Source organism: bacterium, from assembly GCA_026708015.1.
Classification (GTDB): domain Bacteria; phylum Actinomycetota; class Acidimicrobiia; order Acidimicrobiales; family Bin134; genus Poriferisocius.
In genome coordinates this window covers 22,826-47,146 of the sequence record JAPOVT010000030.1, presented here as the reverse complement: position 1 = coordinate 47,146, position 24,321 = coordinate 22,826, and the positions used below count along the sequence as shown (strand labels likewise).

General features: G+C 66.2%; 23 protein-coding genes and 1 other RNA gene. 12 read left to right on the top strand and 12 right to left on the bottom strand.

Annotated elements, in window-relative coordinates; all coding sequences use genetic code 11:
* The 3 genes from queG to trpD all read right to left on the bottom strand — a co-directional run bounded on the left by queG (window position 1) and on the right by trpD (window position 3,397).
* Window positions 1–1,047, bottom strand: coding sequence for a tRNA epoxyqueuosine(34) reductase QueG (queG, locus tag OXG30_07205; protein MCY4134687.1), 1,047 nt, complete (start codon window positions 1,045–1,047; stop codon window positions 1–3).
* Window positions 1,044–2,213 carry an NYN domain-containing protein gene (locus tag OXG30_07200; protein ID MCY4134686.1) on the bottom strand — a complete coding sequence of 390 codons (1,170 nt, stop codon included), beginning with the start codon at window positions 2,211–2,213 and terminating at the stop codon, window positions 1,044–1,046. The genes queG and OXG30_07200 overlap by 4 nt, the downstream gene beginning before the upstream one ends.
* Window positions 2,214–2,338: 125 nt before the next feature.
* On the bottom strand, window positions 2,339–3,397 hold the full coding sequence (gene trpD, locus OXG30_07195) for an anthranilate phosphoribosyltransferase (protein MCY4134685.1): 1,059 nt from the start codon (window positions 3,395–3,397) through the stop codon (window positions 2,339–2,341).
* Window positions 3,398–3,442: 45 nt separating this feature from the next.
* Between trpD and OXG30_07190 the strand changes: the two genes are divergently transcribed.
* Together OXG30_07190 and rnpB are read left to right on the top strand one after the other, a co-directional pair.
* Window positions 3,443–4,882 carry an FGGY-family carbohydrate kinase gene (locus OXG30_07190; GenBank protein ID MCY4134684.1) on the top strand — a complete coding sequence of 480 codons (1,440 nt, stop codon included), beginning with the start codon at window positions 3,443–3,445 and terminating at the stop codon, window positions 4,880–4,882.
* 62 nt (window positions 4,883–4,944) lie between these two features.
* Window positions 4,945–5,310: RNase P RNA component class A (gene rnpB / locus OXG30_07185), an RNA gene on the top strand.
* Window positions 5,311–5,335: 25 nt separating this feature from the next.
* Here rnpB and OXG30_07180 read toward each other — a convergent pair.
* The 5 genes from OXG30_07180 to OXG30_07160 all read right to left on the bottom strand — a co-directional run bounded on the left by OXG30_07180 (window position 5,336) and on the right by OXG30_07160 (window position 10,004).
* The gene (locus OXG30_07180; protein MCY4134683.1) at window positions 5,336–5,839 is read right to left on the bottom strand and encodes a hypothetical protein; all 504 of its coding nucleotides are present in this window, start codon (window positions 5,837–5,839) and stop codon (window positions 5,336–5,338) included.
* Window positions 5,840–5,854: 15 nt separating this feature from the next.
* Window positions 5,855–6,577 carry a C4-type zinc ribbon domain-containing protein gene (locus OXG30_07175; GenBank protein ID MCY4134682.1) on the bottom strand — a complete coding sequence of 241 codons (723 nt, stop codon included), beginning with the start codon at window positions 6,575–6,577 and terminating at the stop codon, window positions 5,855–5,857.
* A 16-nt stretch (window positions 6,578–6,593) separates the two neighbouring features.
* Window positions 6,594–8,957, bottom strand: a complete 2,364-nt coding sequence (locus OXG30_07170) for a transglycosylase domain-containing protein (GenBank protein MCY4134681.1) — start codon at window positions 8,955–8,957, stop codon at window positions 6,594–6,596.
* A 107-nt stretch (window positions 8,958–9,064) separates the two neighbouring features.
* Window positions 9,065–9,529 carry a pyridoxamine 5'-phosphate oxidase family protein gene (locus OXG30_07165; GenBank protein ID MCY4134680.1) on the bottom strand — a complete coding sequence of 155 codons (465 nt, stop codon included), beginning with the start codon at window positions 9,527–9,529 and terminating at the stop codon, window positions 9,065–9,067.
* 139 nt (window positions 9,530–9,668) lie between these two features.
* Window positions 9,669–10,004 (bottom strand): hypothetical protein, encoded by a 336-nt coding sequence (locus OXG30_07160; protein MCY4134679.1) that lies wholly within the window; start codon window positions 10,002–10,004, stop codon window positions 9,669–9,671.
* Window positions 10,005–10,064: 60 nt separating this feature from the next.
* Here OXG30_07160 and OXG30_07155 point away from each other — a divergent pair, with 60 nt between their 5' ends.
* Window positions 10,065–11,225, top strand: coding sequence for an amidohydrolase family protein (locus OXG30_07155; GenBank protein MCY4134678.1), 1,161 nt, complete (start codon window positions 10,065–10,067; stop codon window positions 11,223–11,225).
* Window positions 11,226–11,241: 16 nt separating this feature from the next.
* Here OXG30_07155 and OXG30_07150 read toward each other — a convergent pair whose 3' ends face one another.
* Entirely contained in the window at window positions 11,242–12,354 is a 1,113-nt protein-coding gene (locus tag OXG30_07150) for a DUF1214 domain-containing protein (GenBank protein ID MCY4134677.1), read from the bottom strand.
* A gap of 97 nt (window positions 12,355–12,451) precedes the next feature.
* On the opposite strand from OXG30_07150, the gene OXG30_07145 reads away from it, so the two are divergent.
* From OXG30_07145 to OXG30_07125, 5 genes are all read left to right on the top strand, one after another.
* A complete protein-coding gene (locus OXG30_07145; GenBank protein ID MCY4134676.1) occupies window positions 12,452–13,015 on the top strand; it encodes a M48 family metallopeptidase in 564 nt (187 codons plus the stop codon).
* An 86-nt stretch (window positions 13,016–13,101) separates the two neighbouring features.
* Window positions 13,102–13,884 (top strand): DegT/DnrJ/EryC1/StrS family aminotransferase, encoded by a 783-nt coding sequence (locus OXG30_07140; GenBank protein MCY4134675.1) that lies wholly within the window; start codon window positions 13,102–13,104, stop codon window positions 13,882–13,884.
* 23 nt (window positions 13,885–13,907) lie between these two features.
* Complete coding sequence (locus tag OXG30_07135) at window positions 13,908–14,993, top strand: Zn-dependent alcohol dehydrogenase (GenBank protein MCY4134674.1); 1,086 nt, start codon at window positions 13,908–13,910, stop codon at window positions 14,991–14,993.
* A gap of 41 nt (window positions 14,994–15,034) precedes the next feature.
* Window positions 15,035–15,832, top strand: coding sequence for an SDR family oxidoreductase (locus OXG30_07130; GenBank protein MCY4134673.1), 798 nt, complete (start codon window positions 15,035–15,037; stop codon window positions 15,830–15,832).
* Window positions 15,833–15,885: 53 nt separating this feature from the next.
* A complete protein-coding gene (locus OXG30_07125) occupies window positions 15,886–16,662 on the top strand; it encodes an SDR family oxidoreductase (GenBank protein ID MCY4134672.1) in 777 nt (258 codons plus the stop codon).
* Window positions 16,663–16,672: 10 nt separating this feature from the next.
* Here the strand turns inward: OXG30_07125 and OXG30_07120 are convergent, their stop codons facing one another.
* Entirely contained in the window at window positions 16,673–17,884 is a 1,212-nt protein-coding gene (locus OXG30_07120) for an aminotransferase class III-fold pyridoxal phosphate-dependent enzyme (GenBank protein ID MCY4134671.1), read from the bottom strand.
* 62 nt (window positions 17,885–17,946) lie between these two features.
* Between OXG30_07120 and OXG30_07115 the strand changes: the two genes are divergently transcribed.
* On the top strand, window positions 17,947–19,008 hold the full coding sequence (locus tag OXG30_07115) for an LLM class flavin-dependent oxidoreductase (GenBank protein ID MCY4134670.1): 1,062 nt from the start codon (window positions 17,947–17,949) through the stop codon (window positions 19,006–19,008).
* 2 nt (window positions 19,009–19,010) lie between these two features.
* Here the strand turns inward: OXG30_07115 and OXG30_07110 are convergent, their stop codons facing one another.
* Complete coding sequence (locus tag OXG30_07110) at window positions 19,011–20,201, bottom strand: cytochrome P450 (protein ID MCY4134669.1); 1,191 nt, start codon at window positions 20,199–20,201, stop codon at window positions 19,011–19,013.
* 36 nt (window positions 20,202–20,237) lie between these two features.
* Between OXG30_07110 and OXG30_07105 the strand changes: the two genes are divergently transcribed.
* Window positions 20,238–21,059 (top strand): TIM barrel protein, encoded by an 822-nt coding sequence (locus tag OXG30_07105; GenBank protein ID MCY4134668.1) that lies wholly within the window; start codon window positions 20,238–20,240, stop codon window positions 21,057–21,059.
* Complete coding sequence (locus OXG30_07100) at window positions 21,056–22,255, top strand: acyl-CoA dehydrogenase family protein (protein ID MCY4134667.1); 1,200 nt, start codon at window positions 21,056–21,058, stop codon at window positions 22,253–22,255. Before OXG30_07105 ends, OXG30_07100 begins: the two co-directional genes overlap by 4 nt.
* Before the next feature lie 93 nt (window positions 22,256–22,348).
* Here OXG30_07100 and OXG30_07095 read toward each other — a convergent pair whose 3' ends face one another.
* Window positions 22,349–23,131 (bottom strand): alpha/beta hydrolase, encoded by a 783-nt coding sequence (locus OXG30_07095; protein ID MCY4134666.1) that lies wholly within the window; start codon window positions 23,129–23,131, stop codon window positions 22,349–22,351.
* Window positions 23,132–23,223: 92 nt separating this feature from the next.
* On the opposite strand from OXG30_07095, the gene OXG30_07090 reads away from it, so the two are divergent.
* Complete coding sequence (locus OXG30_07090; GenBank protein MCY4134665.1) at window positions 23,224–24,270, top strand: ABC transporter ATP-binding protein; 1,047 nt, start codon at window positions 23,224–23,226, stop codon at window positions 24,268–24,270.
* Window positions 24,271–24,321 lie beyond the last annotated feature (51 nt).

The following is a 24,321-nucleotide window of genomic DNA, read 5'->3' as shown; positions in this document are numbered from 1 at the left end:
TCAAACCAGCTCCACTGCGGGCACGCCCAGCTGGCGGGCAGCCCAATCGGCGTGGCGCTCCAGCATGGGGTCGGAGTCCGCCAGATAGCGATGCACGATTTTGATCACTTCAGGATCGGCTCCCCGTCCGGAGTTTCCCAGCGCCACCAGCGCGTTGCGCCGTACATAGCGAGGCTCCCGCCGGGGGATATACCAGCGGCCGTAGCGGGCCATCAGGTCCTCGTCGTCGGATTTCAGCAGTTCCACTAGGTCCACCCAGGCGATGCCTTCCTCGTGCCCTTCCCCCGCACCGCTGCTGTCCGACTCAGCCATTCTGTTGGGTGGGCACACCTCCTGGCAGTCGTCGCATCCGTAGAGTCGGTTGCCCAGCACCTCTCGGAATTCCAGAGGAAAATCACCGTCGGCCTGCACCAGCCACGCCAAGCACCGCCGGGCGTCAACCACACCGGGGGCCACAATGGCGCTGGTTGGACAGCCGTCCAAGCAGCGTCGGCACGGTCCGCACTGATCGGGAACCGGTGTCGATGGCTCAAGCACGGCGGTGGTGATCACCGAGCCCAGCACGAACCAACTCCCCCGACCAGGCAGCAGGATATTGCTGTTCTTGCCATACCACCCCAGCCCCGCCCGCCGGGCTGCCTCTCGATCCACCAGCGCGTTGTCGTCGGCCACCACCACGGCTTTGTGCCCGGCGTCCCGCAGCATGTCGGCTATCTGGCCCAGCGCATCTCGCAGCTTGGCGTAGTGGTCTTGCTGGGCGTAGGCGGCCACCCGGCCCACAGCCCGGTCGGGTGGCGGAGAAGCAGAGTTGCGGTAGCCGAGCGCGCCGACCACCAGGGATCGGGCCCCGCCTACCGTGCGGCTGGGGTCGGTGGAGCGGTCGGGGTTGCGGTAGGTGAAGGCCATGCCTCCGTGCAGACCTTGATCCCGCCGCTCAACCAACGTCGCTCGGGTGGACTCGAACGGCTCGGCCGGGGCTATCCCGACGGCGTCGAGCCCAGCGTCCAAGCCTGCGGTGATCACCTCATCGGCGCTGATGGCGCTCACCGGTCTCCAAATCCCGTCCAGCTATCGGGGTATTCCACCTCGAGGCCCATGATCTTCAGCAACTTGCGGGGGTGGACGAGGTTGGCCCCTCGGTCTCGGGCCCGCTCGCGGACCTCGCCGTCCTCGGAGACCACCACAAGCTGCCGCGACAGCGGATAGGAATCGCACTGGTTGATGATGTAGTCGTCGGCGGTCACCCCTGGCTGGGAAAAGCGGACGGTTACCCCGAGAGAGCGGGCGGTGGTGGAGATGTAGTCGTAGTCGGTCTCGGTGCCGTCGAATACCACCACGAATTTCGCCCCCGTGTACCGGGCGCTCAACTCCTCCATCTTTTGGAGAAACCGGTGCCGTTGCTCTTGTACGGGCAGTTTTTCCCAGTTCTTGAAGGTCACGTTGTAGCCGTCGACCAACACCACAACTTCAGGCACCTGTCGAAGCAGAAACTCCGCGGCTTCCGGGGTGTCGTTGAGCAACCCACCGGGCATCGGGACAGGCATGCGCTTGGTCAACGGGGGCGGCTCAGGCTTGGGCTCAGCCTCTGGGGGGAGCTCGAATCCGGCCGCCCGGGCCATGGCCACCTCGTCCTCGGCGGCGGCTAAGCGAGTCTTGAGGCTGCTGACCTCCTCGCCATGCTGCTCGCGGGAGTCCTTCAGCTGCTTGTTCAACCCGTCAACTTGGGCGACAGCGCTCCTGAGCTTCTCGTCGGTGCGGTTCTGCTTTCGCTGCGCCCGGGCTGAGTTGCTCTCGGCGGCATCGAGGGCGGCCTTTGCCTTATCCAATTCGGTGACCAGTCTCTGAGCCTCTTCTTCGGCCCGACGCACCTCGGTACGGGCCTGGGCAGCCTGAATCCGGGCCTCGTCCCGCTCTCGGCTGGCCTTGTCCCGCTGACTGTCAGCCTTCTTCTGGGCGGCCTCAGCCCGCTGGAGCCGCTGCACCAGCTCTTGGGTTCTCTGGGCATCAGCAGCCGCTTCCGATTTGCGCTGGGCTTCCGCCGCCAGCTCGGTGGACTCCTGCTGCCAGCCGTCTGGCCGGGTCAGCCAAAGCCAGCCGAACCGGCCCACCTCCTCTTCGGTGATGGCGTCAATCACCCGATCTCGGAACTCATCGTCGGACTCCACCACCTCGCGTACTTGGTCCATGGCCCGCTCGGTGAACTTCTTGAACATCAAGACCTTCTTCAATCGGGGGGGCGGGTCTATCGGGGGTTTCTCCTTCTGCCCATCCCGAGCGACCTCTACCGACTGCATGAGCACATCTCTCAGTTGTTCAGTCGTAGGACTATCTCCCGGTTTCATCGCTGCTCCTCGGCCGCGGCCGCATTCGAGGCGGCGACAAAGGCATCGAGAGCTTGGCCGGCCCAGCCGCTGTCTATGGACGTGGCGGCTGCTTCCAGCCCGTCTTCCAGCGAGCTGGACACCTCGGCTACCACCAGCGCGGCAGCGGAGTTGAGAACCACGATGTCTCGGTGGGCACCCGGCTGGCCGTCGAGCACCCGCCGCAGGCAATCGGCATTGACGGCTGCATCCCCGCCCACCAGGTCTTCCGCACTGGCCAGCGTCAAGGAGAGATCCGCGGGATCCACAGTGTGGCGATGCAGGTCTCCATCCCGCAACTCCCACACGTCGGTCGGCCCGGTGGTCGACAGCTCGTCCAATCCATCGTGGCCGTGCACGATCATGGCCCGCTCCGACCCGGTGGCGGCCAGAACCTCCAGCATGGTCTCGGCCATCGCCCGGTCGCTGACGCCCACTAACTGCCGCTTGACCCCGGCTGGGTTAGCTAGGGGGCCGAGAAAATTGAACACCGTGGCCACGGCCAGTTCGCGGCGGGCGGGCCCCGCGTGGCGCATGGCGGGGTGAAAGCGGGGGGCCATACAGAAGCCAAAACCAGCCTCGGTCACACACCGGGCTACACCTTCGGGACCGAGGTCGATGACCGCGCCCAACGCCTCCAGCACATCGGCAGAGCCACATTGAGAAGAGGCCGACCGATTGCCGTGCTTGCACACTCTGGCCCCCGCGCCCACGGCCACCAACGCCGCCGCGGTGGACACGTTGATGCTCCCGCTGTTGTCGCCGCCGGTGCCGCAAGTGTCGATGAGTCCAAGGTCTGCGACGTCCACGGGGACCGTCTCCGCAGCCACCCGCATAGCCGACAGGAGCCCTACCAGCTCCTTTGCGGTCTCACCCTTGGTCCGCAGGGCCATCACAAAACCACCGATCTGGGCTGGAGTGGCCTCGCCGTTCAATATCTCGGTCATGGCCGCGTTGGCAGCATCGGTCGTCAAGCTGCCTCCTCCGGTCAGTTGCCGGAATATCCCAGCCCATCCCCCGTATTGGCCCAGGCTCATCGTCATAGTGTGGACCATCGTCATCAGCCTGCCACAATCTCTTTCATGAACATCTGCGTCATTGACGTGGGCACCAGCAGCATCCGCTCGGCGGTGACCGACGGACACCGGGTGATCTGCTTCCGCCAAGAGCGCACCCCGCCCGACATGCCCGAGCCCGGGCTGGTGGAGTTCGACGCCAATGAGATGGCCGCGGTCATTCTCCAATCGGCCACTGAAGTGATCGACGAGGTGGGTGGTGTGGATGCCGTAGCCGTGACCAACCAACGGGGCACCGCAATGGTGTGGGACCGCAAGACCGGCGAGCCGGTGGGTCCGGCGCTGGGGTGGCAGGACCTTCGCACGGTGGGCGAGTGCCTGGCGTGGCAGGCCAAGGGCCTGGAGATGGTGCCCAACGAATCGGCCACCAAGCTGGTCTACCTGCTCGACCACCACGACCCCGATAGAAGTCGCGACCTGTGCTTTGGCACGGTAGACACCTGGACGGTGTGGTGCCTCTCGCAAGGCGCCCATCATGTGGTGGACCCCTCTAACGCGGCCATGAGCGGAATGCTGAGCGACGACGGGACTCACTGGTCAGACGAGATCGTCGACCGGCTCGGGGTTCCCCCCGCCTGCCTGCCCGAGATAGTGGACTCCACCGGAGTGGTGGGCGCGGCTACTGCCCTGCCGGGGTCGCCGCCAATTGCCGGGATCATCGGCGATCAGCAGTCATCGCTGATCGGACAGCGCTGCGTGCTTGAGGGACTGGCCAAGCTCACCTTCGGCACCGGCGCCTTCTTGGACGTGTGTACCGGCCCGGGGAGGCCCATTGCCGACAAGCGCAGCGACCGGGGGACGTTCCCCATCGTGGCCTGGCAGGAGGACGGGGCCATCGTATGGGGTGTGGAGGCCTTTATGATTGCCGCCGGGTCGAACATGAGTTGGCTGATCGACGATGTTGGCCTGCTGGCCGATGCCTCCGAGTCGACCGAGATGGCCGGCAGCGTGGACGACACCGGCGGCGTGGTTTATGTGCCGGCCTTGTACGGGCTGGGCACCCCCTACTGGGACTTTGGGGCCCGGGCCGCGCTGTTCGGCATCACCGGAGGTACCACCGCAGCCCACATCGTGCGGGCGGTGTTCGAGGGTGTGGCCCACCGGGCCGCTGATCTGCTCGAAGCGGCCGAGGCTGACAGCGGCTATCGATTCGAGCGGATCCGAGTGGACGGCGGGATGTCGCAGAATCCGGTGTTCAACCAGATTCTCGCCGATACCCTGGGCCGGACGGTGGAGTTGTGCCCGGTGCCGGAGGGTACGGCGCTAGGTGCGGCGGTACTGGCCGGGCGGGCCCTGGGCCAGTGGTCGAGCTGGCAGGAGGTGGCCGACTCCTGGACACCCCGGGCGGTGGTGGAGCCGCAGGGCGAGGTAGACCGCGGCCGCTGGCAAGAAGCGGTACAGCGGGCTACCCGCTGGTACCCCGAGCTCTCCGATATCGGCCTTTAGGCATCGGCCTCGAAAATCCTCTCGCCTTGCGATAAGAGAGGCTGACAGACTGGAGGAGACGGTGAGTCGGCTGGGTGGCCGCGGCGTCGAGGTCTTGGCCTCGGTGTCGAGGAAGGTCGGGACTCCGCAGGGCAACGGTGCTGGCTAACGGCCAGTCGGGGCGACTCGAAGGAAAGTGCCACAGAAAACAGACCGCCGATGGCCCGGATTTCCGGGTACAGGCAAGGGTGAAACGGTGCGGTAAGAGCGCACCAGGGGCCGGGGTGACTCGGCTCGCTCGGCAAACCCCACCGGGGGCAAGGCCAAGCAGGGGACATGGTGGCCCGCCGCCCCATCAGGGGCAGTCCCCGGGTAGGCCGCTTAGATGGATGGCCATCCACGGTCCGCCAGGACCCGGACAGAATCCCGCCTACAGGCCGACTCACCGTCCAGCATGTTGGAAGACCGTGGAAATCAGCGCCGTCGCGGCCGATCCCGGCCCATACGGGCCCTATCCAGCCGGCCCTGGACGGCGAACAGGCGCAGGCGATCCCGATCAGCCAAGCCGTAACGGCGAAACGCCCAGGCACCCACAGCCAGACCGATCAGCTCCAGCGTGATCAGCATGGCCACCGGCTTGAATTCGGGGAGGTCACCGCTGGCCACATCCACCCCGAACACCGGCCACCAAAACAGGTCGGTGCGCAGCCAAGCTCCATCCAACACCAAGTACAAAAACAGCCCGATGGGCAGCCCCAGCCAGCGGCGGCGGGCCAGCCGCCGACCCCGGGTGGCCAGCATCACCGCCACCAGTACCACCAGCGGCGCCAACAGGGTGTGCAGCGCCCACGGGCCCCCGGCCAGCAGCTCGACCATGGGCAGCACCGAGCCGAGCATCACCATGCGGTAGTCCAGCGCCGGGCTGTCGAACACCAAGGCCACCAGCACGAAGCTGAGGGCCAGAAACCAGAAGAACACCGGTTGACCGTATGGTCAGGTCCGCACCAGGATGCGGCCGCACTCCTCGCAGTGGCACAGCTCATCGGCGGGTGCGTGGCGGATGCGGTCGAGCTCCATGGCCGACAGCGCCAGATGGCAGCCCTCACAGGTGCCGTTGCGGAGTCGGGCCACTGCCACGCCGCCCATGCGAGACCGCAGGGCCTCGTAACTGGCCAAGGCCGCCTCGGGAATTTCAGCGGTCTCAGTTGAGCGGGCGGCGGTCTCCTGGTCGATCTCGGCCTGCACGGTGGCCTCGGCCTCGGCCAGCTGCTGTTGAGCGGAGACCACCTCGGCGTCGGCGGCCTCAAGGCTGGATCCCAGGGTCACCACGTCGGACTCGATTCCCTCGAGCGCCTCCATCAGTTCCAATGCGTCGCTCTCCATGTCCGAGCAGCGGGCCCGCAATCCGTCCACTTCTTCCTGGAGGGTCAGCAGCTCCCGGGTTCCGGTGACCTCTCCGGAATAGAGCCGGTCGTGCTCTCGCTTGGTCCGGCCTTCCAGGGCGGCCAACTCGTCCTCGTTCCGCTTGAGGTTCCGTTGAAGCTCCAGCTGCCTCATCTGCAAGGCCTCCCGCTGGTTCACGATCCTCTTGCAGTCTTGTTGTCGGGCGGCCAGGGCGGCCCGCTCGGGCAGTGTGTCGATGCGGTGGCGGAGTTGGTCGATCCGGGTATCGTGGTCCTGCACCGACAGCAGGCGTTGGAAATGATCGTCGCTCACGGTGCGATCTTAGGGGTCAAGCTTCGGGATCAGACACCGTGCCCGGATCAGGTCCGTCTACGGATTCAGGCCCGACGCCAGATTCGGGCTCGACGCCGTCGTCGGCCGGAAGATCTGTACCGGTCCCCTGCCCCACGCAGGTGTCGGCAACGCCGTCATCGTCGGAGTCCAGGGGGAACTGGCCCTCGAGACACTCCACCTCGATGGGAGAGGGCGTACCGCAGTAGAGCGGGATGGGATCCCCGCCCTCCACCGCGAACTCGCTGAAACCGCAGGGCTCGACACCCTCTGTTACCAACAAGTCCACGCACGCGTCGTGAGTCCCGTCGCCGTCGGTGTCCAGCGGCACGATGATCGGCACCACCACCGATGGGTCCTCAGGCAACAGCGGCGTGGCACACGGGACGCCCACGGTGAACACATCCTCCAGTTCAATCAGGTCGCTGATCCGGGGCTCTCGGGGGCAACCCGGGAAGTCCGCCACTTCTAGACCCTCGTGATAGCTGGCCATGAATCGGCCCCAGGCCACCGCCGGATAGGAGCTGCCGGTCACTTTGCGCATGGGAATGCGCTCGTTGGGGTTCCCCAGCCACACCGCGGTGGCCAGATGGGGGGTGAAGCCGACGAACCAGGCGTCGGCCGACTCCTCGGTGGTGCCGGTCTTGCCCGCCGCGACCTGCTGGGGCAGCTGGGCCCGGCGCCCGGTGCCGTTGACCATGTTGTTCTCCAAAACGTCGCTGGCCCAGCACGCCGAGCGTTCCGACACCACCCGCTGGCCCGACAGCTCATGGCGGTAAAGCACGTTGCCCTCCCGGTCGACAATCCGCTCGATGAAGTAGGGCTCGTAGCGGATGCCCCCCGTACCGATAACTCCGTAGGCCGACGCCATGTCTATGGGGTGAACCTCCTCTGAGCCCAGCGGCAACGACGCCACCGGCTCCAGTTCGGTGGTGATGCCCATCTTGGATGCGGTTTCGACAACCGGCTGAATCCCCGCCACCCGGCCCAGCCGCAGAAACGCGCAGTTGGAGGACACCCGGATCTGGTTGGTAATGGTGTCCACCCCTCCGGGCGAGCTGGCGAAATTGTTGGCCACATAGGGATCGGGCACGCCCCCGGGATTGGGGATCTGGCAGGGACCCCGGCCGCTGATCCGGTCGCCGGGCTGGTACCCCTGCTCGAACAGGGTCACCATCACGAAGGTCTTGAACGCCGACCCTGGCTGACGGGAGCCTTGGGTGGCCAGGTTGAACTCCTCCTCGTCTTGGGCGAATCCCGGTCCGCCCACCACCGCCCGCACCGCTCCGGTGTCGGGCTGGAGGGCGGCCAGGGCCATGGTGGCCTCGACCCCGCCGTGTTCGCCCTGGTTGTATTCGGCCAAGGTGGCGGCCACCGCGGCCTCGGCTTGTTGCTGTGAAACGGGATCGAAGGTGGTGTAGATGCTGAGGCCGCCGTTGAAGACCAGGTTGAAGCGATCTTCGGGGCTGCCGCCTAGATACCGGGGATCGTCCAAGAGCTGCTGTTTGACCTCCTCCACGAAGTAGCTCTTGGGAGGCAGCTCGATCTCGTTGACCTCCTTGGGCAGCGGCTGGAGGTGGTACGCGTCGGCCTGCTCCTCGGTGAGGTAGCCCAGCTCGGCCAGACGGTTCAGCACGATGCGCCGCTGGCGCAGGGCCCGCACCGGGTTGTTGATGGGCTCGTTGCTGCTGGGATTGCTGATGAGAGCGGCGAGAAGGGCCGCCTCCCCCCATCCCAGGTCAGCGGCGTCCAGCCCCCAGTACACCTCGGCCGCGGCCTGGACCCCGTAGGCGCCCTGGCCGAAATACACCGTGTTCAGATACAGGTTGAGAATATCGTCCTTCTCCATCTCCTGCTCCAGGCGCTTGGCCATCGCCATCTCCTGGAGCTTGCGCTCGGCCTCAACCTTGTTGCCCACCACCAGGTTCTTGATCAGCTGCTGGGTGATGGTGGAGCCACCCTGGGTGATGCCCCCAGCCCCCACATTCTCGAGACCGGCCCGGAACACCGCGCTGAGGTCGATGCCGGTGTGCAGGTAGAAGTTCTCGTCCTCGATGGCGATCACCGAGTGCTTCACCTCCTCGGAGATGTCGTCGAGGTCGACCAGCACTCGGTTCTCCACGTAGCTGAAGACATCTATGATCTGGCGGTTGGCGTCGTAGACGTACGACCGGATGGCAAGCTCGTCCAGGCTCACGTCCTCGGTCAGGTTCACCTCCACCGGGGTGGACTCCCAAGATTTCAGCACGTCGGCGGTCGGGGGCCAGACCACGAACAAGGTGGCGGCCAGGGCCAGTGCCAGCATGGGCATGAGCACGGCCAAACGGAACAGGTGGGACAGCCACCTCAACAAGTCCTTCACCAGACCCCTAGGTTTACCGGTCTCGCTACAAACATTGGACTCACGCGGTCCGCATGTGTACCCAGACCCCCAACGCTACCGGCTGTGGGGCGGGGGCAGGTGCGCGCTCAGTAGCTGCCGCCCAGCTTGGTGTGGTCCCAGCTGATGACCTTCTCGGCCTTTATCACCACCGCGGTGCGCTTCAAGGCCATGCTCTCAGCCGCCTTGGACAGCATCTCCCGGTCGATGTCGGGGTTGTTGCGGTCCATCACCTCCAAGGCATAGCGGTGGACCACCTCGGGATCGGTGTGCAGCTCGGCATGGCCGTTGATCGCCACCCCGCGGAGCTTGTCGTACTCCAGGCCGTCCTCCAGAAGAAGGGCGATGCGGCTGTCCCGCTCCAGGTTCTTGATCTTCTGCGACTTGGTGTAGGTCTCGAACACGATGTCGCCGTCGACCACCGCAAACCACAAGGTGCTCAGGTGGGGTGTCCCATCCTGGTTGATGGTGGCCACTTGGAGGCTCTTCTGCTCCTCGATGAAGACTTCGAGCTCTTCGGGGGTCAGGCGGATCTTGTCGCGTCTCTTAGCCATGCGCTCAGCTTCTCACACCACCTGGCGAGGCGGTCATTCGTCCAATAGTGCTCGGGAGCGGATCTTGGAGATGGGATGTTTCAGCCATGCCGGCTCCGGTTGGATGCGGAAATCGTCCAATGCGGCCGATTGACCATGGTCAGAAGATATTGGGCTCCGTCAGCCACCACCACCATCCCGCGATGGCGACCGCTCCCGCGACCAAGGAGACAATGAAGGCCCGCTTGGCCAGCTTGTACAGAAACACCAACGTGGCCAGCACGGCAACTACCACTGCCAAGACGGCGATTTGAGGGTTGGCGGTGGCGAGATCGATCAGTTCGGGAGGGATGTCGTCGCGCACGTTGGGCGGCACGCAGTCGAGGGCGCTCTCGGGGAGCTTGTCGATCACCCCGCCGCGTAGATCTTCCAGTAGCTCGGGATCGACGCAGTCCAGCCCATCGGGCAGCACCTCGGTCTGACCCAGCAGTTGCATCCTGCCATTCTCGCCCGCCGACGGGCTGATTCCGCGCACCCCTCCGGCAGCAGGCAAAGTATGGAGATGCAAGTCCAGCTGATGATCTCCGCCGACTGCCATGCCAGCGCTCTGCCCGACACCTACCGGCAGTACCTAGATCCCGGCTACGACGATGCCTACGGCCAGTGGCTGGGCGACACCGAGATGAAGAACAAGCGCAAGGCCGAGCACACCGGAGCCGCCATCTACAGCGACCAGGCTCTCGAGGAGTTCAGCGAAATCGAGGAAGTGGCCGCCGGCGGGGTCGACGGGGGCTGGGACTCAACCCGAAGGCTGCGGGAGCTCGAAGCCGACGGCACCGTGGCCGAGGTGTTGTATCCCGGCGCGGGCGGCCCGACCGTCACCCCCTTCGACGTGGGGTTGATGACCTACCAGTACGAACAAGACCCAGCCCTGTGGCTAGCCGGTTGCCGGGCCTACAACCGCTGGCTGGGCGATTTCTGCAATGACGCTCCCGGGCGCCGCGCCGGGGTGGGCCTGATCACCGTCGACGACATCGACACCACCGTGGGCGAGATTCAGCAGATGCGTGATTTGGGACTGTTCGGCGGCGTTCTGCTGTGCAGCGGCACGGGCGACAACCCCCTGTACAACCACCCCCGCTACGACCCGGTGTGGGCGGCCTGTGCTGATGAGGGCCTGCCGGTTCACACCCATTCGGGCTGGACCCCCAACTACGGCGACTTCACCGGCTCGCTGGGCATCTTCCTCACCGAGATCTCTTGGTACGCCCACCGCCCGTTCTGGCTGCTCATGTGGTCGGGGGCATTCGAGCGCCACCCCGGGCTGCGCATGGTGATGAACGAGCAGGGTGCCACTTGGGCTCCGGCGACGCTCGACGAACTGGACCATTTCTACGAGCTGCGGATGTTCGACCAGCTGCGCCGGGATCTGCCGCTCAAGCCCAGCGAGTACTTCCGCCGCCAGGTGTTCCTTGGCGCGGGGTTCACCGATGCCGACGAGGTCGGCGTCGTAGACCGACTCGGCGCCGACCATCTCATGTGGGGCTCCGACTATCCCCACATCGAGGGCACTTGGCCAAACTCCCAAGAGATGCTGAGCCAGCAGTTTGCCGGACGGTCCGACCAAGAGGTTGCCCGGCTAGTCGGGGGCAACGCCGCCGATCTCTACGGATTCGACCAAGACGCTCTCACCGAACTCAGCGCTGGCCTGGCCTAATCGGAGCCTGAAGGACTCAGCGCAAATCGGCGAGCTTGACCAGTTTGGGCTCGATGCGCTCCACCGATCCGGTGGGCAGGAAGAACCGCCAGAAGATGCTGCCGGAGGGGCGGCCCTCGGTGTCCAGCCAGTTGTACACGCCGGGGTCCTCATGGGCGATGACCATCTTGAAGGTGCCGTCGGCCTCCAGGGTGGTGTTGGCCCGATTGCGGCTGGTGGTGCGGTTGCCGTAGTCGTAGGTCTGGCCGGACGCGGTCCACAGGCACACGTTGCCGAACTTGCAATCCGGCCACCGTCCAGTCATCACCAGGGCCTCGTCGGGGGCGAGCACGTAACGGCCCAGGGTGTAGTAGGCGTCGAATGCCGCGAAGCCCATGGTGCCGGGCGGCTGTGGGTCGGGCAGAACGTTGGGCTCGCGGCTGACCCACGAGGGCATGGGATATGTGCCGGGAATGGGCTGCTGAAGAGTCTTGCCCAGCACATGGTTGGACACCCGGCCAATGGCCGCAGCCACCGTCTCGTCGGTCCACAGCGTGGCCGGACCCACCGGCGACAGGCACTCGATGGCCAGGGGAATGTGGAGGGACTCATCGGCTGCCGCGGGCTTGGGAACCTCGAAGTAGTGCCGGGTGGTGATCCGGCCCGATTCGGGGGGAAGGTCCAGCCAGTTCCGATCCCGGGGCTCGCCGCCGAGGAACACCTCGTAGTTACCGTCGGCGTCCACGTCGATGTCGTCATCGTTGAGCACCCCGCCGGTGCCGGTGGCATATCGCCCCTCGGATGTGCCCAGCTCCACGGTGAACGACGTGTAGACCGCTCCGGCCAGATTGCCGGTAATCCGATAGGCCAGGTCGCCTCTTACCGGGGCCTCGAAATACACCGCATCGGCGTTGTCGCCGGTGAACTTGCGGGTGGGCGACACGATGCGGCGCCAAACCGGCCGTTCCGGGTCGAATTCGGCGTGGGCGAACAGCGCCGACTGGAGGATGTGCAGCACCAGCCGATGGCTGTCGGCAATGTTCTGTTCACCGGACACCCCCCACTCCTCGCCGCAGAACCGTTCGCTCACCTGCCCCAGAGCGTCAACCATGTCGGCCCACGCGGCTTGGGTCTTGGTCTGATCTGCCATAACGATCTCCCCCTTGGTTTTCGCCGGGACGATATCGCAGCAGCCTCAACCCGCCACCATCCACCAAACCGTCACCCTCCGTAGATATGGTCGCACCGTGAGTTCAGCCCTCGTGGACACGGCATTTGACGCCGATTCGGCCTCGGCCTCCCTGGCGCCGCCCCAGCTTCCGATCCGCGTGATCCGCAGCCCGAGGCGCCGCAAGACGGCTGCGGCCAAGGTCCAGCCCGACTGCATTGAGGTTCGGGTTCCCGCGGGAATGACTCCCGACGCCGAGGCTGAGATGGTGGCCAGCCTGGTCACCCGCCTCGAGCGCAAGCGAGCCGCCGAGGCTGGCGGGGTCAACTTGGCCGAGCGGGCCATGAAGCTGGCCCGCCGCTACGGACTGCCCCATCCGGAGTCGGTCACCTGGGCCGAGCAGAACGACCGCTGGGCGTCATGCACCTCTTCCCGAGGCACCATCCGTATCTCCACCCGGCTGGCCCGAGTGCCCTCCTGGGTGCTCGACGCGGTCATCGTCCACGAACTGGCCCATCTCTCCGTGCCCAACCACAGCCCCGCCTTCTGGGAACTGGCCAACCGCTACCCCCGCCAAGAGCGAGCCTCGGGCTTCTTGGAAGCCATGTCGGCCGGCCACTCCGACCCCTGCCACACCGTCTGAACCCCTCGGAAATCTCGATCGCCGCTGGCTGTGACCCTACGCCCTGATCGCGTCCCGTTGGCGGGAGTGGGGCAGACTGAGGTCTGATGGGCGAGCGGATCTTCTATGCGGCCAGCGTGCATGACGAGGCCGAGATCGAAGCAGTGGTGGAGGTGCTGCGGGGCACCCCAGCTGGCACCCGCAGCGACCTGACCGTCACCAGCTTCGCCTCCTCTCACATCATCACCTGCGCGGGCAACGGTGGTATGGTGCTGCTCGACGACGAGGATCTGCGAGATCGAGGTCTGCTGCTGCGCCGTTGGGGGCGACGCTCCGAGCTGCACTTCTACGGCTCCAAGCGCCGGGACCGGAACTTCTGGGAAGACCTCGACGGCATCCATTACGACAACCAGTTCATATTCGACGAGCTGGCCTGGAACTTCGAGCCCTCCGAGATCGGTGCCGCCTTCGGTCGCCAGCAACTCGACAAGGTGCCGGCCAACTTCGCCCGGCGCACCCGCAGCTTCGACCTGTACACCGATTTCTTCTCCGCCCACGCAGACCGCTTCCGCCTCCCCCGCCAGACCGAGGGGCTGGACACCGCCTGGCTGTGCTACCCGCTCACCATCGCCCACGACGCCGGCTTCGTGCGGGCCGACCTGCAAGCCCACCTGGACGGCAACGGGGTGGACACCCGCACGGTGTGGACCGGCAACGCCACCCGCCAGCCGTTCTTGTCCGGAGTTGACTTCCGCCAACCCCCCGGCAGGCTGCCCAATGCCGATGCCATCATGGAACGAGGCGTAGTACTGCCCATGAACCATTCCCTGGATGACGACGACATCGGCTACGTGATCAGCCTGATAGAAACTTTCTTGACCACTACCTGAACCCCACCATCAAGGAGAACCCCATGCGCGGCGCCGTTTTGCACACCAGCCCTGGCGAACTTGCCGTTGAGAATCTCACTGTCGACAAGCCCAACCCCAACGAGGTGCTCATCAGCACTACCCACGCGGGGCTGTGCCACTCCGACCTGCACTTCATGGACGGTCATTGGCCGGTGGCAGAGTCGATGGTGATGGGCCACGAGTCGGCCGGAGTGGTGGCCGCAGTGGGCGAGGACGTGACTTATGTGAAGCCCGGCGACCACGTCATCACCTGCGTGTCGATGTGGTGCGGGGTGTGCCGGACCTGCCTTCAGGGCAAGCCCTACCTGTGTCTCGACGCCGACTCCATGCGCTCGGGCCGCCCAAACCCCTCGCTGCGGTTCGACGACGGCCGGGGCTGTGCTGCCTTTGCCGGGTTGGGCTCGTTCGCCGAAGAGCTCCTGGTGCATGAGCGGGCGGTGGCCAAAATCCGCGACGACATGCCATTGGACCGGGCCGCGCTTATCGGCTGCGGGGTTACCACCGGGCTGGGCGCGGTCATGCGCACCGCGGCGGTTCCCGCTGGTTCGAGTGTGGTGGTGATCGGCTGCGGGGGCATCGGGCTGTCGGCCGTGCAGGGGGCCCGCATTGTGGGGGCCACGCCGATCATCGCGGTGGATCTGGTGGCCTCCAAGCTGGAGATGGCCCGCACCCTGGGCGCCACCCACACTGTGAACGCATCGGAGACCGATCCGGTGGCCGCGGTCCACGAGATCACCGGGGGCGGCGCCGACTACTCGTTCGAGGCCATCGGCCTGTCGGCTACCGCCGAGCAAGCCTGGGCCATGATCGGCATCGGCGGAACGGCCACGGTCATCGGGATGCTGCCCATGACCAGCCAGGTGACCATCCCCGGCGGGGAAATCATCTTGAGCGAGAAAAAGCTCCAGGGGTCGCTGATGGGCGGCAACCGCTTCCGCCTGGACATGCCCAAGTTCATCGACCTCTACCTGGACGGGCGGCTCAAGCTAGACGAGATGGTGTCGGCCACCATCGATATCACTGAGGTAAACGACGGCTACGCCGCCATGAAGGCGGGCGAGACCCTGCGCTCGGTGATCGCCTTCTGAGCAACCTCTCCCCTGCTGCAACATTGAGAAGGAGCACCACAATGGGACAACTGGACGACCGGGTGGCGGTGGTCACCGGCGGAGGCGACGGCATCGGACACGGCATCTGCCGACGGTTCGCGGCCGAAGGGGCCACGCTGTTGGTCACCGACATCGACAATGCGGCTGCCGAGCGGGTGGCTGGCGAACTGCGCGACGAGTTCAATGTCGACGCCCGTCCGATGCGGGTGGACGTGGCCGACAAGGACGAGGTGCTGGCCATGGTGGACGCTGCGGTCGACCAGTGGGGCCGTCTGGACGTGCTCATCAACAACGCCTGGGGCGGAGGGGAGCTGTGCCGGGTGGAGGTCAAGACCGACCAGCTCATGAACGACGCCATGCACGTGGGGCTGTACGGCCCGCTGTGGGCCATGCAGGCCGCCTTTCGGGTCATGCGGGATCAGCAGTACGGCCGGATCGTGAACCTGTGCTCGCTCAACGGGGTGAATGCCCACATGGGCACGCTGGAGTACAACTGCGCCAAAGAGGCGTTGCGGACATTGAGCCGCACCGCGGCTCGAGAGTGGGCCCCGTACGGCATCGTGGTGAACGTGATCTGCCCAGGCGCCAAGACCGCGTCGGCCCGCCGGGTGGAGCAGATGATGCCCGATCTCATCCGCAACGCCGAGGCGGCCAACCCCATGGGCCGCATGGGTGACCCCGAGGGTGACATCGCCCCGGTGGCCTTGTTCTTGTCTTCGGAAGATGCCCAATACGTCACCGGCAACACGCTGTATGTGGACGGCGGCAGCCACATCAACGGCGCCAACTGGGCTCCCGACATGCCCGAGACTGAGTAACGCCGACGCCGCAAGCGTCGGACCGAAGGACCGAAGTGAACAAGGACATATCAATGGCTGGCAAGGTGGCCATTGTCACCGGGGCGGGGCCGGGGGTGGGTCGGGCTAGTGCGCTGGCCATGGCTGCCGACGGGGCCGACATCGCTCTTGCGGCCCGCCGCGCGGAACCACTTCAGGCGCTGGCCGCTGAGATTGCCGACGCCACCGGGCGGCGGGTGATCGCGGTGCCCACTGACATTTCCGACCTCGCATCGGCCGCGGCGCTGGCCGACACCACGGCCGAGGAGTTGGGCCGGGTGGATGCGGTGGTGAACGTGGCCACCGCCGGTGGTGCCCGCTCTGCCGTGGCCGACATCGACTGGGGCGAATACCGGTATTCCTTCGAGATCAATGTGCTCGGAACCTTGGAGGTGAGCCGCCGGGCCGCCGAGCACATGAAGGCCGCCGGCGGCGGTTCGATCGTGCAGATCAGCACTCTCAGTACCCACTCAGTGCCCGAGAAGATGGCCATCTACACCTCCACCAAATCGGCCATGCACACTGCATCTATGGTGATGGCCCGCGAGCTGGGGCCCCACAACATCCGGGTGAACATCGTGACTCCGGGCTACATCACCGGCGACAACCTAAACCGGCTGTGGGGCAACATCGCCGAGCAAACCGGCAAGAGCGCCCAACAGGTTTCCGACCGGGCGGCCCGAGCCGCGGCCCTCAATCGCCACGTCGACCCCGAAGACATCGCTGAGGCCGTGCTGTTTCTGGCCTCCGAGCGGGGCCGAGGGGTGACCGGCCAGGAGATCAGGGTGGACGCCGGTCAGGTGATCGGTTGAGCCAGCCGGCCTAGGCCTGTCCGTTGGACAACACGTCGGCCATGGTGTCGAACAGGATGCCGATCTCGTGGTCGGTGATCACCAAGGGCGGACAGATGGCCAGCCCGGTGCCCACCGGCCGCAGCACAACCCCGGCCTCCAGCAGCCGCATCCGGGCGGCTGCGGCGTCGTAGCCCAGCTCAGCGGCGTACACCGCCCCGGTCCCCCGGTAGCTCTGGATGATCCCGTCGGCCTGAAGGGCGGCGAGACCCTCGGTGAGCTTCTCGGCCAGGTGCGGCACCCTCGCCACGAGCTGTTCTTTCTCCATCAGAGCCAGGTTGGCCACCCCAGCAGCCATACCGGTGGGGTGCCCGGCGTAGGTGTAGCCGGTGCGCAGGGTATATCCGGGCTGCTCCAACACATCGCACACCGCTCGGCTGGCAATGACACCGCCCACCGGCTGGTAGCCGGAGGTGACCCCTTTGGCAAACGTCATCAGGTCGGGCATCACGCCGTAGTGCTGGGCCCCGAACCACGAGCCGGTGCGGCCGAATCCGCATATCACCTCGTCGAGGATCAGCAGAGCTCCGTGCTGGTCGCACAGCCGCCGCAGTCCCTCCAGGTAGCCGTCGGACGGCGGATATACGCCTCCGGCGCCCTGCACCGGCTCGGTGATGACGGCTGCCACCCGGCCCTCGTTGGCGGCCATGGTGGTGCTCACCGCCTCAATGTCGTCGCGGGGCACCTCGATGAAGTGGGGGACCAAATCGCCCCACCCTTCCCGGTTGCCGGCGATGCCCTGGGCGGAGGTACCTCCGAAGTTCGTGCCGTGGTAGGCGTCGGTGCGCCGGATGATCACTTGGCGATCGGTATCGCCCTGGAGCTGGTGTACCGCCCGGGCGATCTTCAGCGCGGAGTCCACCGCCTCCGACCCCGAGCCGCAAAAGAACACCCGTCCATCGGGATGCGGCGACCGCTCGACCACCATCGAGGCCAGCTCTTCAGCGGGTTCGTTGGTGAACGGTGCAAACGTCTGATAGGCGTCCAACAGCCGCATCTGATCGGCCACCGCGTCGATGATCTCGGCCCGGCCGTGACCCACCTGGCAGTACCACAGGCTGGCCAGAGCATCCAGGTATCGCTTCCCCTGGTCATCCCAGAGCGTGCAGCCCTCAGCCCGCACGATGGTGATGAAGTCTTCGGCCGCGGGTGGAGCGAACCCATGCAAGAACTTCGTAGGCACCGTCGAATTCTACCCACCGTCAATTCACTAACCGACCACTGGGAATGAGATAGTCAGGGCCTATGAAGCTGGGAATCGGGGTGGACATCTGGAACCAGGCCAGGCTGGATACTGCGCTAGCCCAAGAGCAGTTGGCCAGAGTGCAGCTGGCCGAGCGACTGGGGTACGACTCGGTGTGGTCGGCGGAGATCTACGGCATCGACGCCATCACCCCGCTGGCCTGGATCGCGGCCCACACCCGCCACATCCGGCTGGGCACCGCGGTGTGCCAGGTGGCGGCCCGGCCGGCGGTGACCGCCGCCATGCAGTTCGGCACGCTAGAGGCCCTGGCCGGGGAGGGGCGGGCCATCTGCGGTTTGGGACTGTCGGGCCCTCAGATCGTGGAGGGGTGGTACGGCCAGCCGTGGGGCAAGCCCAATGCTCTGCTGCGCGACTACGTGTCCATCATCAAGAAGGTGTTCGCCCGCCAGGGGCCGTTGGCCCACGATGGATCGCAGATCAGCCTGCCCTATGCCGGCGAGGGATCGCTGGGGGTTGGCAAGCCGCTGAAGTCGATCTTGCACATGAATCCCGAGATCCCCGTATTTCTGGCCACCGGTGGGCCGGCCAACACCGCTCTGATGGCCGAGTTGGCCGACGGGTGGCTGCCGCTGGGCTACACCCCGGGCAGCGCCCACCTCTACACCGAGGCCATCCAGAAGGGACTTGACCGGGCCGGACGCACCTGGGATGACATCGAGATCCAGGCCGGGGCCCGGGTGTCGATCACCGACGACGTGCAAGGGGCCATCGACGAGGCCAAGCCTCAGTTCGCCTTCCTGGTGGGGGGCTATGGCACCCGGGAGTACAACTTCCACCGCGACGCCATGATGCGGCGGGGATTCGGCGAGGCCGCCGAGCGCATCCAGGAGCTGTTCATGGCCGAGCGCCGGGAAGAGGCGGTGGCCGCGGTGCCCGATGAGTACATCGACGATGGGGCGCTGATCGGCTCCCGCCAACGCATCAAGGAGCGCTTTGGCCGCTGGTGCGACACCAAGGCCACCGGCCTGACCATCCGGGCCAACACCGACGAGGAACTGGCCTACATCGCTGAGCTGGCCGAGGCCAGGCCTCGGACCGACTAGGACTACTTCGCCTTGAGTTTGGCCGGGATAGGCAGATGCGACATGCCGCCGGGCAGCGGCGGATAGGTCGCCCCATCGATCACTGACATCTCCCCCACCCGGTCGCACAGCACATTGACCGCGCACGATGCCTCGATCCGGGCCAGGGTGGCACCTGGGCAGATGTGGGGGCCGCCGCCGAACCCCAAATGGTCGCGGGGGTCGTCTCGGTCCAATCGGAACACGTCGGGATCGTCGTACACCGTCTCGTCCCGGTTGGCCGAGCCAATGCCTACCTCCATCCAGTCGCCAGCCTGCATCTCGACCCCATCGAGCTCAACCTTATGGGTGCAACGGCGGGTGGTGGCCTGCACCGGAGCATCATGACGCAGTGACTCCTCCACCAGCGGAGCCACAAGATCTCTATCAGCCGACACCCGCTCGAACAGCTCCCTGTCTCGCAGCAACCGGTGGGCCAAATGCACCAGCAGCGCCCTGGTGGTGTGGACCCCGGCCATCACCATGAACTGGAGCTGCGTGACGATCTCGGTGTCGCTCAGCGGCACCCCGTCGATCTCGGCGTTCATCAATCCGATGATCACGTCGTGGGGCTGGTCTTTCCCCGCGGTTGCCGATATCCGGCGCTCGGCCAGCGCCTCTCGGAAGTAGTCGAGGATCGGCGGCCCGGTCGGCTTGATCCCCGGCGTGCCTGGGCGCTGCATCAGCGTGCCGTCGAACGACCAGCCCATGAACTTCTCCCCTGCCTCGGAGGGCAGCCCCATCAGGTCGGCCAGGGTGGCGCTGGGGATGGGCATGGCATAACCGGCGTGCAGGTCGCCCTCACCGGCGGCCAGCATCGGGTCGAGCAGGCGGTGGCAGGTTCCGGTGACGAATTCCTCGGTGTTGCGCAACCGGTGGGGGGCGAAGTTGGAGTTGTACAGCCGGCGGATGCGGCCGTGCCGGGGCTCGGGAATCTCGCTCAGAAAGAGCTCCTCGGGCGGAACCACCTCGGTGCCGGGCAGTCCCGCCATCGGGGCCAAGTCGGCCACAAAGGTCTCCACCTCCTTGAGGGCGGTATCGATGTGGCGTCGGGTCGAGAGATACCAGCCGCCCTTGGGCAATGGGCAGATGGGCTGCTCGTCGCGGATGCGGGCCAGCGTGTGAAAGGGGACTCCATCGATCTCATGGGCAGGGTCGCGGGCGTCGAACTCCATGGGGGCACGGTAGTGCAACCGGCATAGTCTCGGGCCATGTCTCATCCCCCCTACCTGTGCACAGGGACGCTGGGGCGAGTGCCATGGGATGAGAAGGCTCGGGCCGCGTCGGCCGCCGGCTTTGCCCGCCTGTCGATCTACGGGTGGGAGCACCGCAAGCTGCATGAGCGGGGATGGGACGACGCGGCCATCGTGAGCCTGTTGCACGAATTGAACCTTCGGGTCGCCGAGTACGACGGGGTGGTGATGACCATGCAGACCCCCGAGGGCGCTAAGGAAGCGGTTGCTGCGGCCGCCGCTCTGGGCGCTCGGTCTATCACCGTGTTGGAACACTCCGACTGGCAGCCAGGCGAACACCTGGACCAGGCCGCGGCCACACTGGCCGAGATCGCCGACCAAGCCGCTGGACACGGCATTTTGGCCCTGATCGAGCCGTTCGCCTGGTCGCCGCTGGACGACCATCGGGTGGCCGCTGAGATTGTCGGGCGGGCCGATCGGCCCAACGCTGGGTTGCTGATGGACATGTGGCATCTGTGGCGAGGACCGGAGCGGGGCCAGTTGGATACCTCAATCGACCCGGCCATGATCAAGGCCATCCAAGTCGGCGACACCGGCCCGGATCCTGTGAGCCAGCCACCCCCCGAAGAGATCGCCTACGAGTGCATCCATCACCGCCTGATGCCCGGCGAGGGCCACGGAAACATCGCCGACCTGTTGGCTGATCTGGTCGGCCGCGGCGTCGACGCCCCCCTTGCCATCGAGGTTTTTTCCGACGAGTTGAACGCCCTTGATCCCGAAGCAGTTGCCCACAAGTCGATGGCCTGCTTCAAGAAATTGAACGCTAGATTGGCCCTGTGAGCACTGACGCCATTCCCCAAGAAGTCGACGACGCCATCGACGCCCTTTTGGCCGAGCACGATCCGACCACCATGTCGGTGGAGGAGTTCCGCGGCTATCAGTACGACGCTGGGCTGGCCTGGGTCCATTTCCCAGTGGGATTTGGAGGCCTTGAACTCGCCCCCCGCTACCAACGCCACATCGAGGCGCGGCTGCGCGACGCGGAAGCCGGACCGGCCGATCCCGGCGCCTTTTTCTTCACCTTGGCCGGTCCCACCGTGGTGACGCACGGAACCGATGAGCAAAAGCGGAGGTTCTTGCGACCCATGTTCACCGGCGAAGAGCGCTGGTGCCAGCTGTTCTCCGAGCCGGGCGCAGGCAGCGACTTCGCCGGCCTGGCAACCCGAGCGGTCCGAGACGGCGACATCTGGACGGTAGACGGCCAGAAGGTGTGGAACACCCTCGCCCACCTGGCCGACCGGGGCATGTTGGTGACCCGCAGCGATCCCGACGCGCCCAAGCACAAGGGCATGACCTACTTCGCGCTGGACATGCACGCTGAAGGGGTAGAGGTCCGCCCGCTGCGCCAGATCACCGGCGAGGCCGAGTTCAACGAGGTCTATATGACCAGCGTTCGGGTGCCCGATTCCGACCGTATCGGCGACGAGGGCGAGGGCTGGAGGGTGTCGCTCACCACGCTGATGAACGAGCGCACGGTGATCGGGGGTGGGAACTCGCCCAAGCGGGGCTCGGGCAGCATCGCAGAACTGGTGCAGGTGTGGTCGGAGCTGCCCGATGAGCAGCGCACTTCGACACGATTGGACCGGGTAATGAAGCTGTGGAGCCAAGCGGAGACCCTGCGGCTTACCAACATGCGGGCCTCTCAGAACCGCCGGGCCGGCAACCCCGGCCCCGAGGGCTCTGTGGCCAAGGCCATCCACGCCGAGCTGAACAAGGACATCTTCGAGGAATGCGTGAACCTCCAGGGACCGGCTGGCTCAGTGGAGTTCGACTACACCTTCCGTCGGCCCGACATCGTGTCGGAAACCGGGGCCGAGAACGGGATCGGCCACGCCTTCCTCCGGTCCCGGGCCAACTCCATCGAGGGCGGCACCACCGAGATCATGCGCAACATCCTGGGCGAGCAGATTCTCGGCCTCCCCGGCGAGCCCCGGGTGGACAAGGCCATCCCCTGGAACGAGGTCCCCCGGAACTAACTCGCTGCCCGGGCGCCTGAATCCAATCAGACGCCGGCTCCGATTCGGCGGCGGTTGAGCCAGTCGATAACCGTTTTGGCCACAGGCGGACGTCTACGCCGAGGCCACATGGCTCGCAGCGCGGCGGTTGAGCCAGTCGATCACCGTTTTGGCCACCGCTTCGGGCTGCTCGGGCAAAAGGGCGTGGCCGGCGTTGGGGATGGCCACCACCTCAACCCGGTCGCCGACGGCTTCGACGAGAGCGTCGGCGTTGGCCGGCACGGCTAGCCGGTCGTCCGCGGGCTGCACCGCCAGCATGGGAGCGAGGCCTCCCGCCCACCAGTCGCCCACCGGGGTCGACACGGTGGCCTGCTCTTGAGCTCGGGCCAGTTTTCCGAACCAGCCGTCGACCCACACGCTGGCGTCGTTGCCCGGCGCGAAAAACGCTCGCCCTACCGCATCGAGGCGGACATCGGGAGGATTGCGGGGGTCGAAGATCGTCCGCATGGCCACGGCCATCTCGTCGGTGACCGGGATGAACCCGCCGCAGGCCAACAGCACCAGGCTCTCCACCAGCTCGGGGTGGTTGGTGGCGGTCATGCGGGCGATCCGATTGCCGTAGGCGTGCCCCACAATCACCGCGGGTCCCCCTCCGAGCTCGGCGACCACCGCGGCCACATCGTCGGCCAGCGTGGCCAGGGTCTCCTCTCGGTCGGGCACCGCGCTGGTCCCGAGGCCACGAGGCTCAGGGCAGGCCACCCGGTAGCCGGCGGCAGCCACATCGGCGGCCAACCGGTCGAAATCGGCCGCCCCCCGGCCCATCGACGGCAGCATCACCACCAGTGGCCCCTCACCTTGGACATGCACTTCGATCGGTCCGAATTCGGTGGGCACCATCACAATCCGGGACTGTAATCCAGAGGCAATGAGGTCGAGCAGGCCAGCACATGTGACTGGCCTCTGATATCGCCGGTTAGCCTGTCGGCCAAGTGTCAGTCGCCGATTCCGCTGCTCCGCTGCTGTCCGTCGAGGGCGTGTACAAGTCGTTCGGCGCCACCAAGGTGCTGATCGACTTCAATCTGACGCTGCATGCCGGGGAGATGCTGTCTCTACTGGGGCCGAGCGGATGCGGAAAGACCACCCTGTTGCGGCTCATCGCCGGTTTGGAGCAAGCCGACAAGGGCAAGGTGGTATTGGACGGGAACCCTGTGGACGGCCACCGCTCCTGGGTCCGGCCTGAGGACCGCCAGGTGGGCATGGTGTTCCAAGACTGGGCGCTGTTCCCCCACCTAGATGTGGCCGGAAACGTGGGCTATGGGGTCCCCCGACGTCAGCGAATCGCAGAGGTGGCCAAAACGCTGGAGTTGGTGAACTTGCCGGGAATGCAGGAACGCACCCCCGACACCCTCTCGGGCGGCCAGCAGCAGCGGGTGGCGCTGGCCCGGGCCATCGCCCCCAAGCCCAAAGTGCTCTTGCTGGACGAGCCCTTCTCCAACCTGGACGCCGCTCTGCGGCGCGAGGTTCGCTCCGAGGTGCGCGAGCTGCTGCGCGATGCCGACATGACCGCGGTGTTCGTGACCCACGATCGAGAAGAGGCGTTGGTGCTGGGCGATCAGGTGGCGGTGATGGACGCGGGCCGCATCGTGCAGACCGGGTCGCCCTCTGAGGTCTACCATCACCCGGCCACACCCTGGGTGGCGGCGTTCGTGGGCGCGGTGTCGATGTACCCCGCGGAGGCTGCGGGCTCCACAGCCGAGACCGATTTCGGGCCTGTTCCCCTCCTCGAACCTCGTCAGGGCCCGGTTGAAGTGGCGGTGAGGCCCGAGGACGTGGACTTGCGCGCCGTCGAGGGCGAGGTTGCCGCCCACACCGTGGAGAACTTCGAGTTCCAGGGTGCTGATGCCGTGGTTACCGTGGCCAACCCCGACGGAATCCGTCTCCACGTACGAGTCAGCGGCACGCAGAGCTTCTCCCCCGGCGACCGGGTCGCCCCCTCCTACATCGGTCCGCCTGCGGTAGCTTTCGACCGCGGCTGATCCCGACCATCAATCGACGACAGCAAACTCCAGCCCGCTTCGCAATAGATG

Excerpts from the sequence above, each read along its gene's own strand:
- OXG30_07200 (MCY4134686.1), bottom strand. The coding sequence starts at position 2,213 with ATGTTCAAGAAGTTCACCGAGCGGGCCATGGACCAAGTACGCGAGGTG.
- trpD (MCY4134685.1), bottom strand. The coding sequence starts at position 3,397 with ATGAGCCTGGGCCAATACGGGGGATGGGCTGGGATATTCCGGCAACTG.
- OXG30_07190 (MCY4134684.1), top strand. The coding sequence starts at position 3,443 with ATGAACATCTGCGTCATTGACGTGGGCACCAGCAGCATCCGCTCGGCG.
- OXG30_07165 (MCY4134680.1), bottom strand. The coding sequence starts at position 9,529 with ATGGCTAAGAGACGCGACAAGATCCGCCTGACCCCCGAAGAGCTCGAA.
- OXG30_07160 (MCY4134679.1), bottom strand. The coding sequence starts at position 10,004 with ATGCAACTGCTGGGTCAGACCGAGGTGCTGCCCGATGGGCTGGACTGC.
- OXG30_07155 (MCY4134678.1), top strand. The coding sequence starts at position 10,065 with ATGGAGATGCAAGTCCAGCTGATGATCTCCGCCGACTGCCATGCCAGC.
- OXG30_07150 (MCY4134677.1), bottom strand. The coding sequence starts at position 12,354 with ATGGCAGATCAGACCAAGACCCAAGCCGCGTGGGCCGACATGGTTGAC.
- OXG30_07140 (MCY4134675.1), top strand. The coding sequence starts at position 13,102 with ATGGGCGAGCGGATCTTCTATGCGGCCAGCGTGCATGACGAGGCCGAG.
- OXG30_07135 (MCY4134674.1), top strand. The coding sequence starts at position 13,908 with ATGCGCGGCGCCGTTTTGCACACCAGCCCTGGCGAACTTGCCGTTGAG.
- OXG30_07130 (MCY4134673.1), top strand. The coding sequence starts at position 15,035 with ATGGGACAACTGGACGACCGGGTGGCGGTGGTCACCGGCGGAGGCGAC.
- OXG30_07125 (MCY4134672.1), top strand. The coding sequence starts at position 15,886 with ATGGCTGGCAAGGTGGCCATTGTCACCGGGGCGGGGCCGGGGGTGGGT.
- OXG30_07115 (MCY4134670.1), top strand. The coding sequence starts at position 17,947 with ATGAAGCTGGGAATCGGGGTGGACATCTGGAACCAGGCCAGGCTGGAT.
- OXG30_07110 (MCY4134669.1), bottom strand. The coding sequence starts at position 20,201 with ATGGAGTTCGACGCCCGCGACCCTGCCCATGAGATCGATGGAGTCCCC.
- OXG30_07105 (MCY4134668.1), top strand. The coding sequence starts at position 20,238 with ATGTCTCATCCCCCCTACCTGTGCACAGGGACGCTGGGGCGAGTGCCA.
- OXG30_07095 (MCY4134666.1), bottom strand. The coding sequence starts at position 23,131 with ATGGTGCCCACCGAATTCGGACCGATCGAAGTGCATGTCCAAGGTGAG.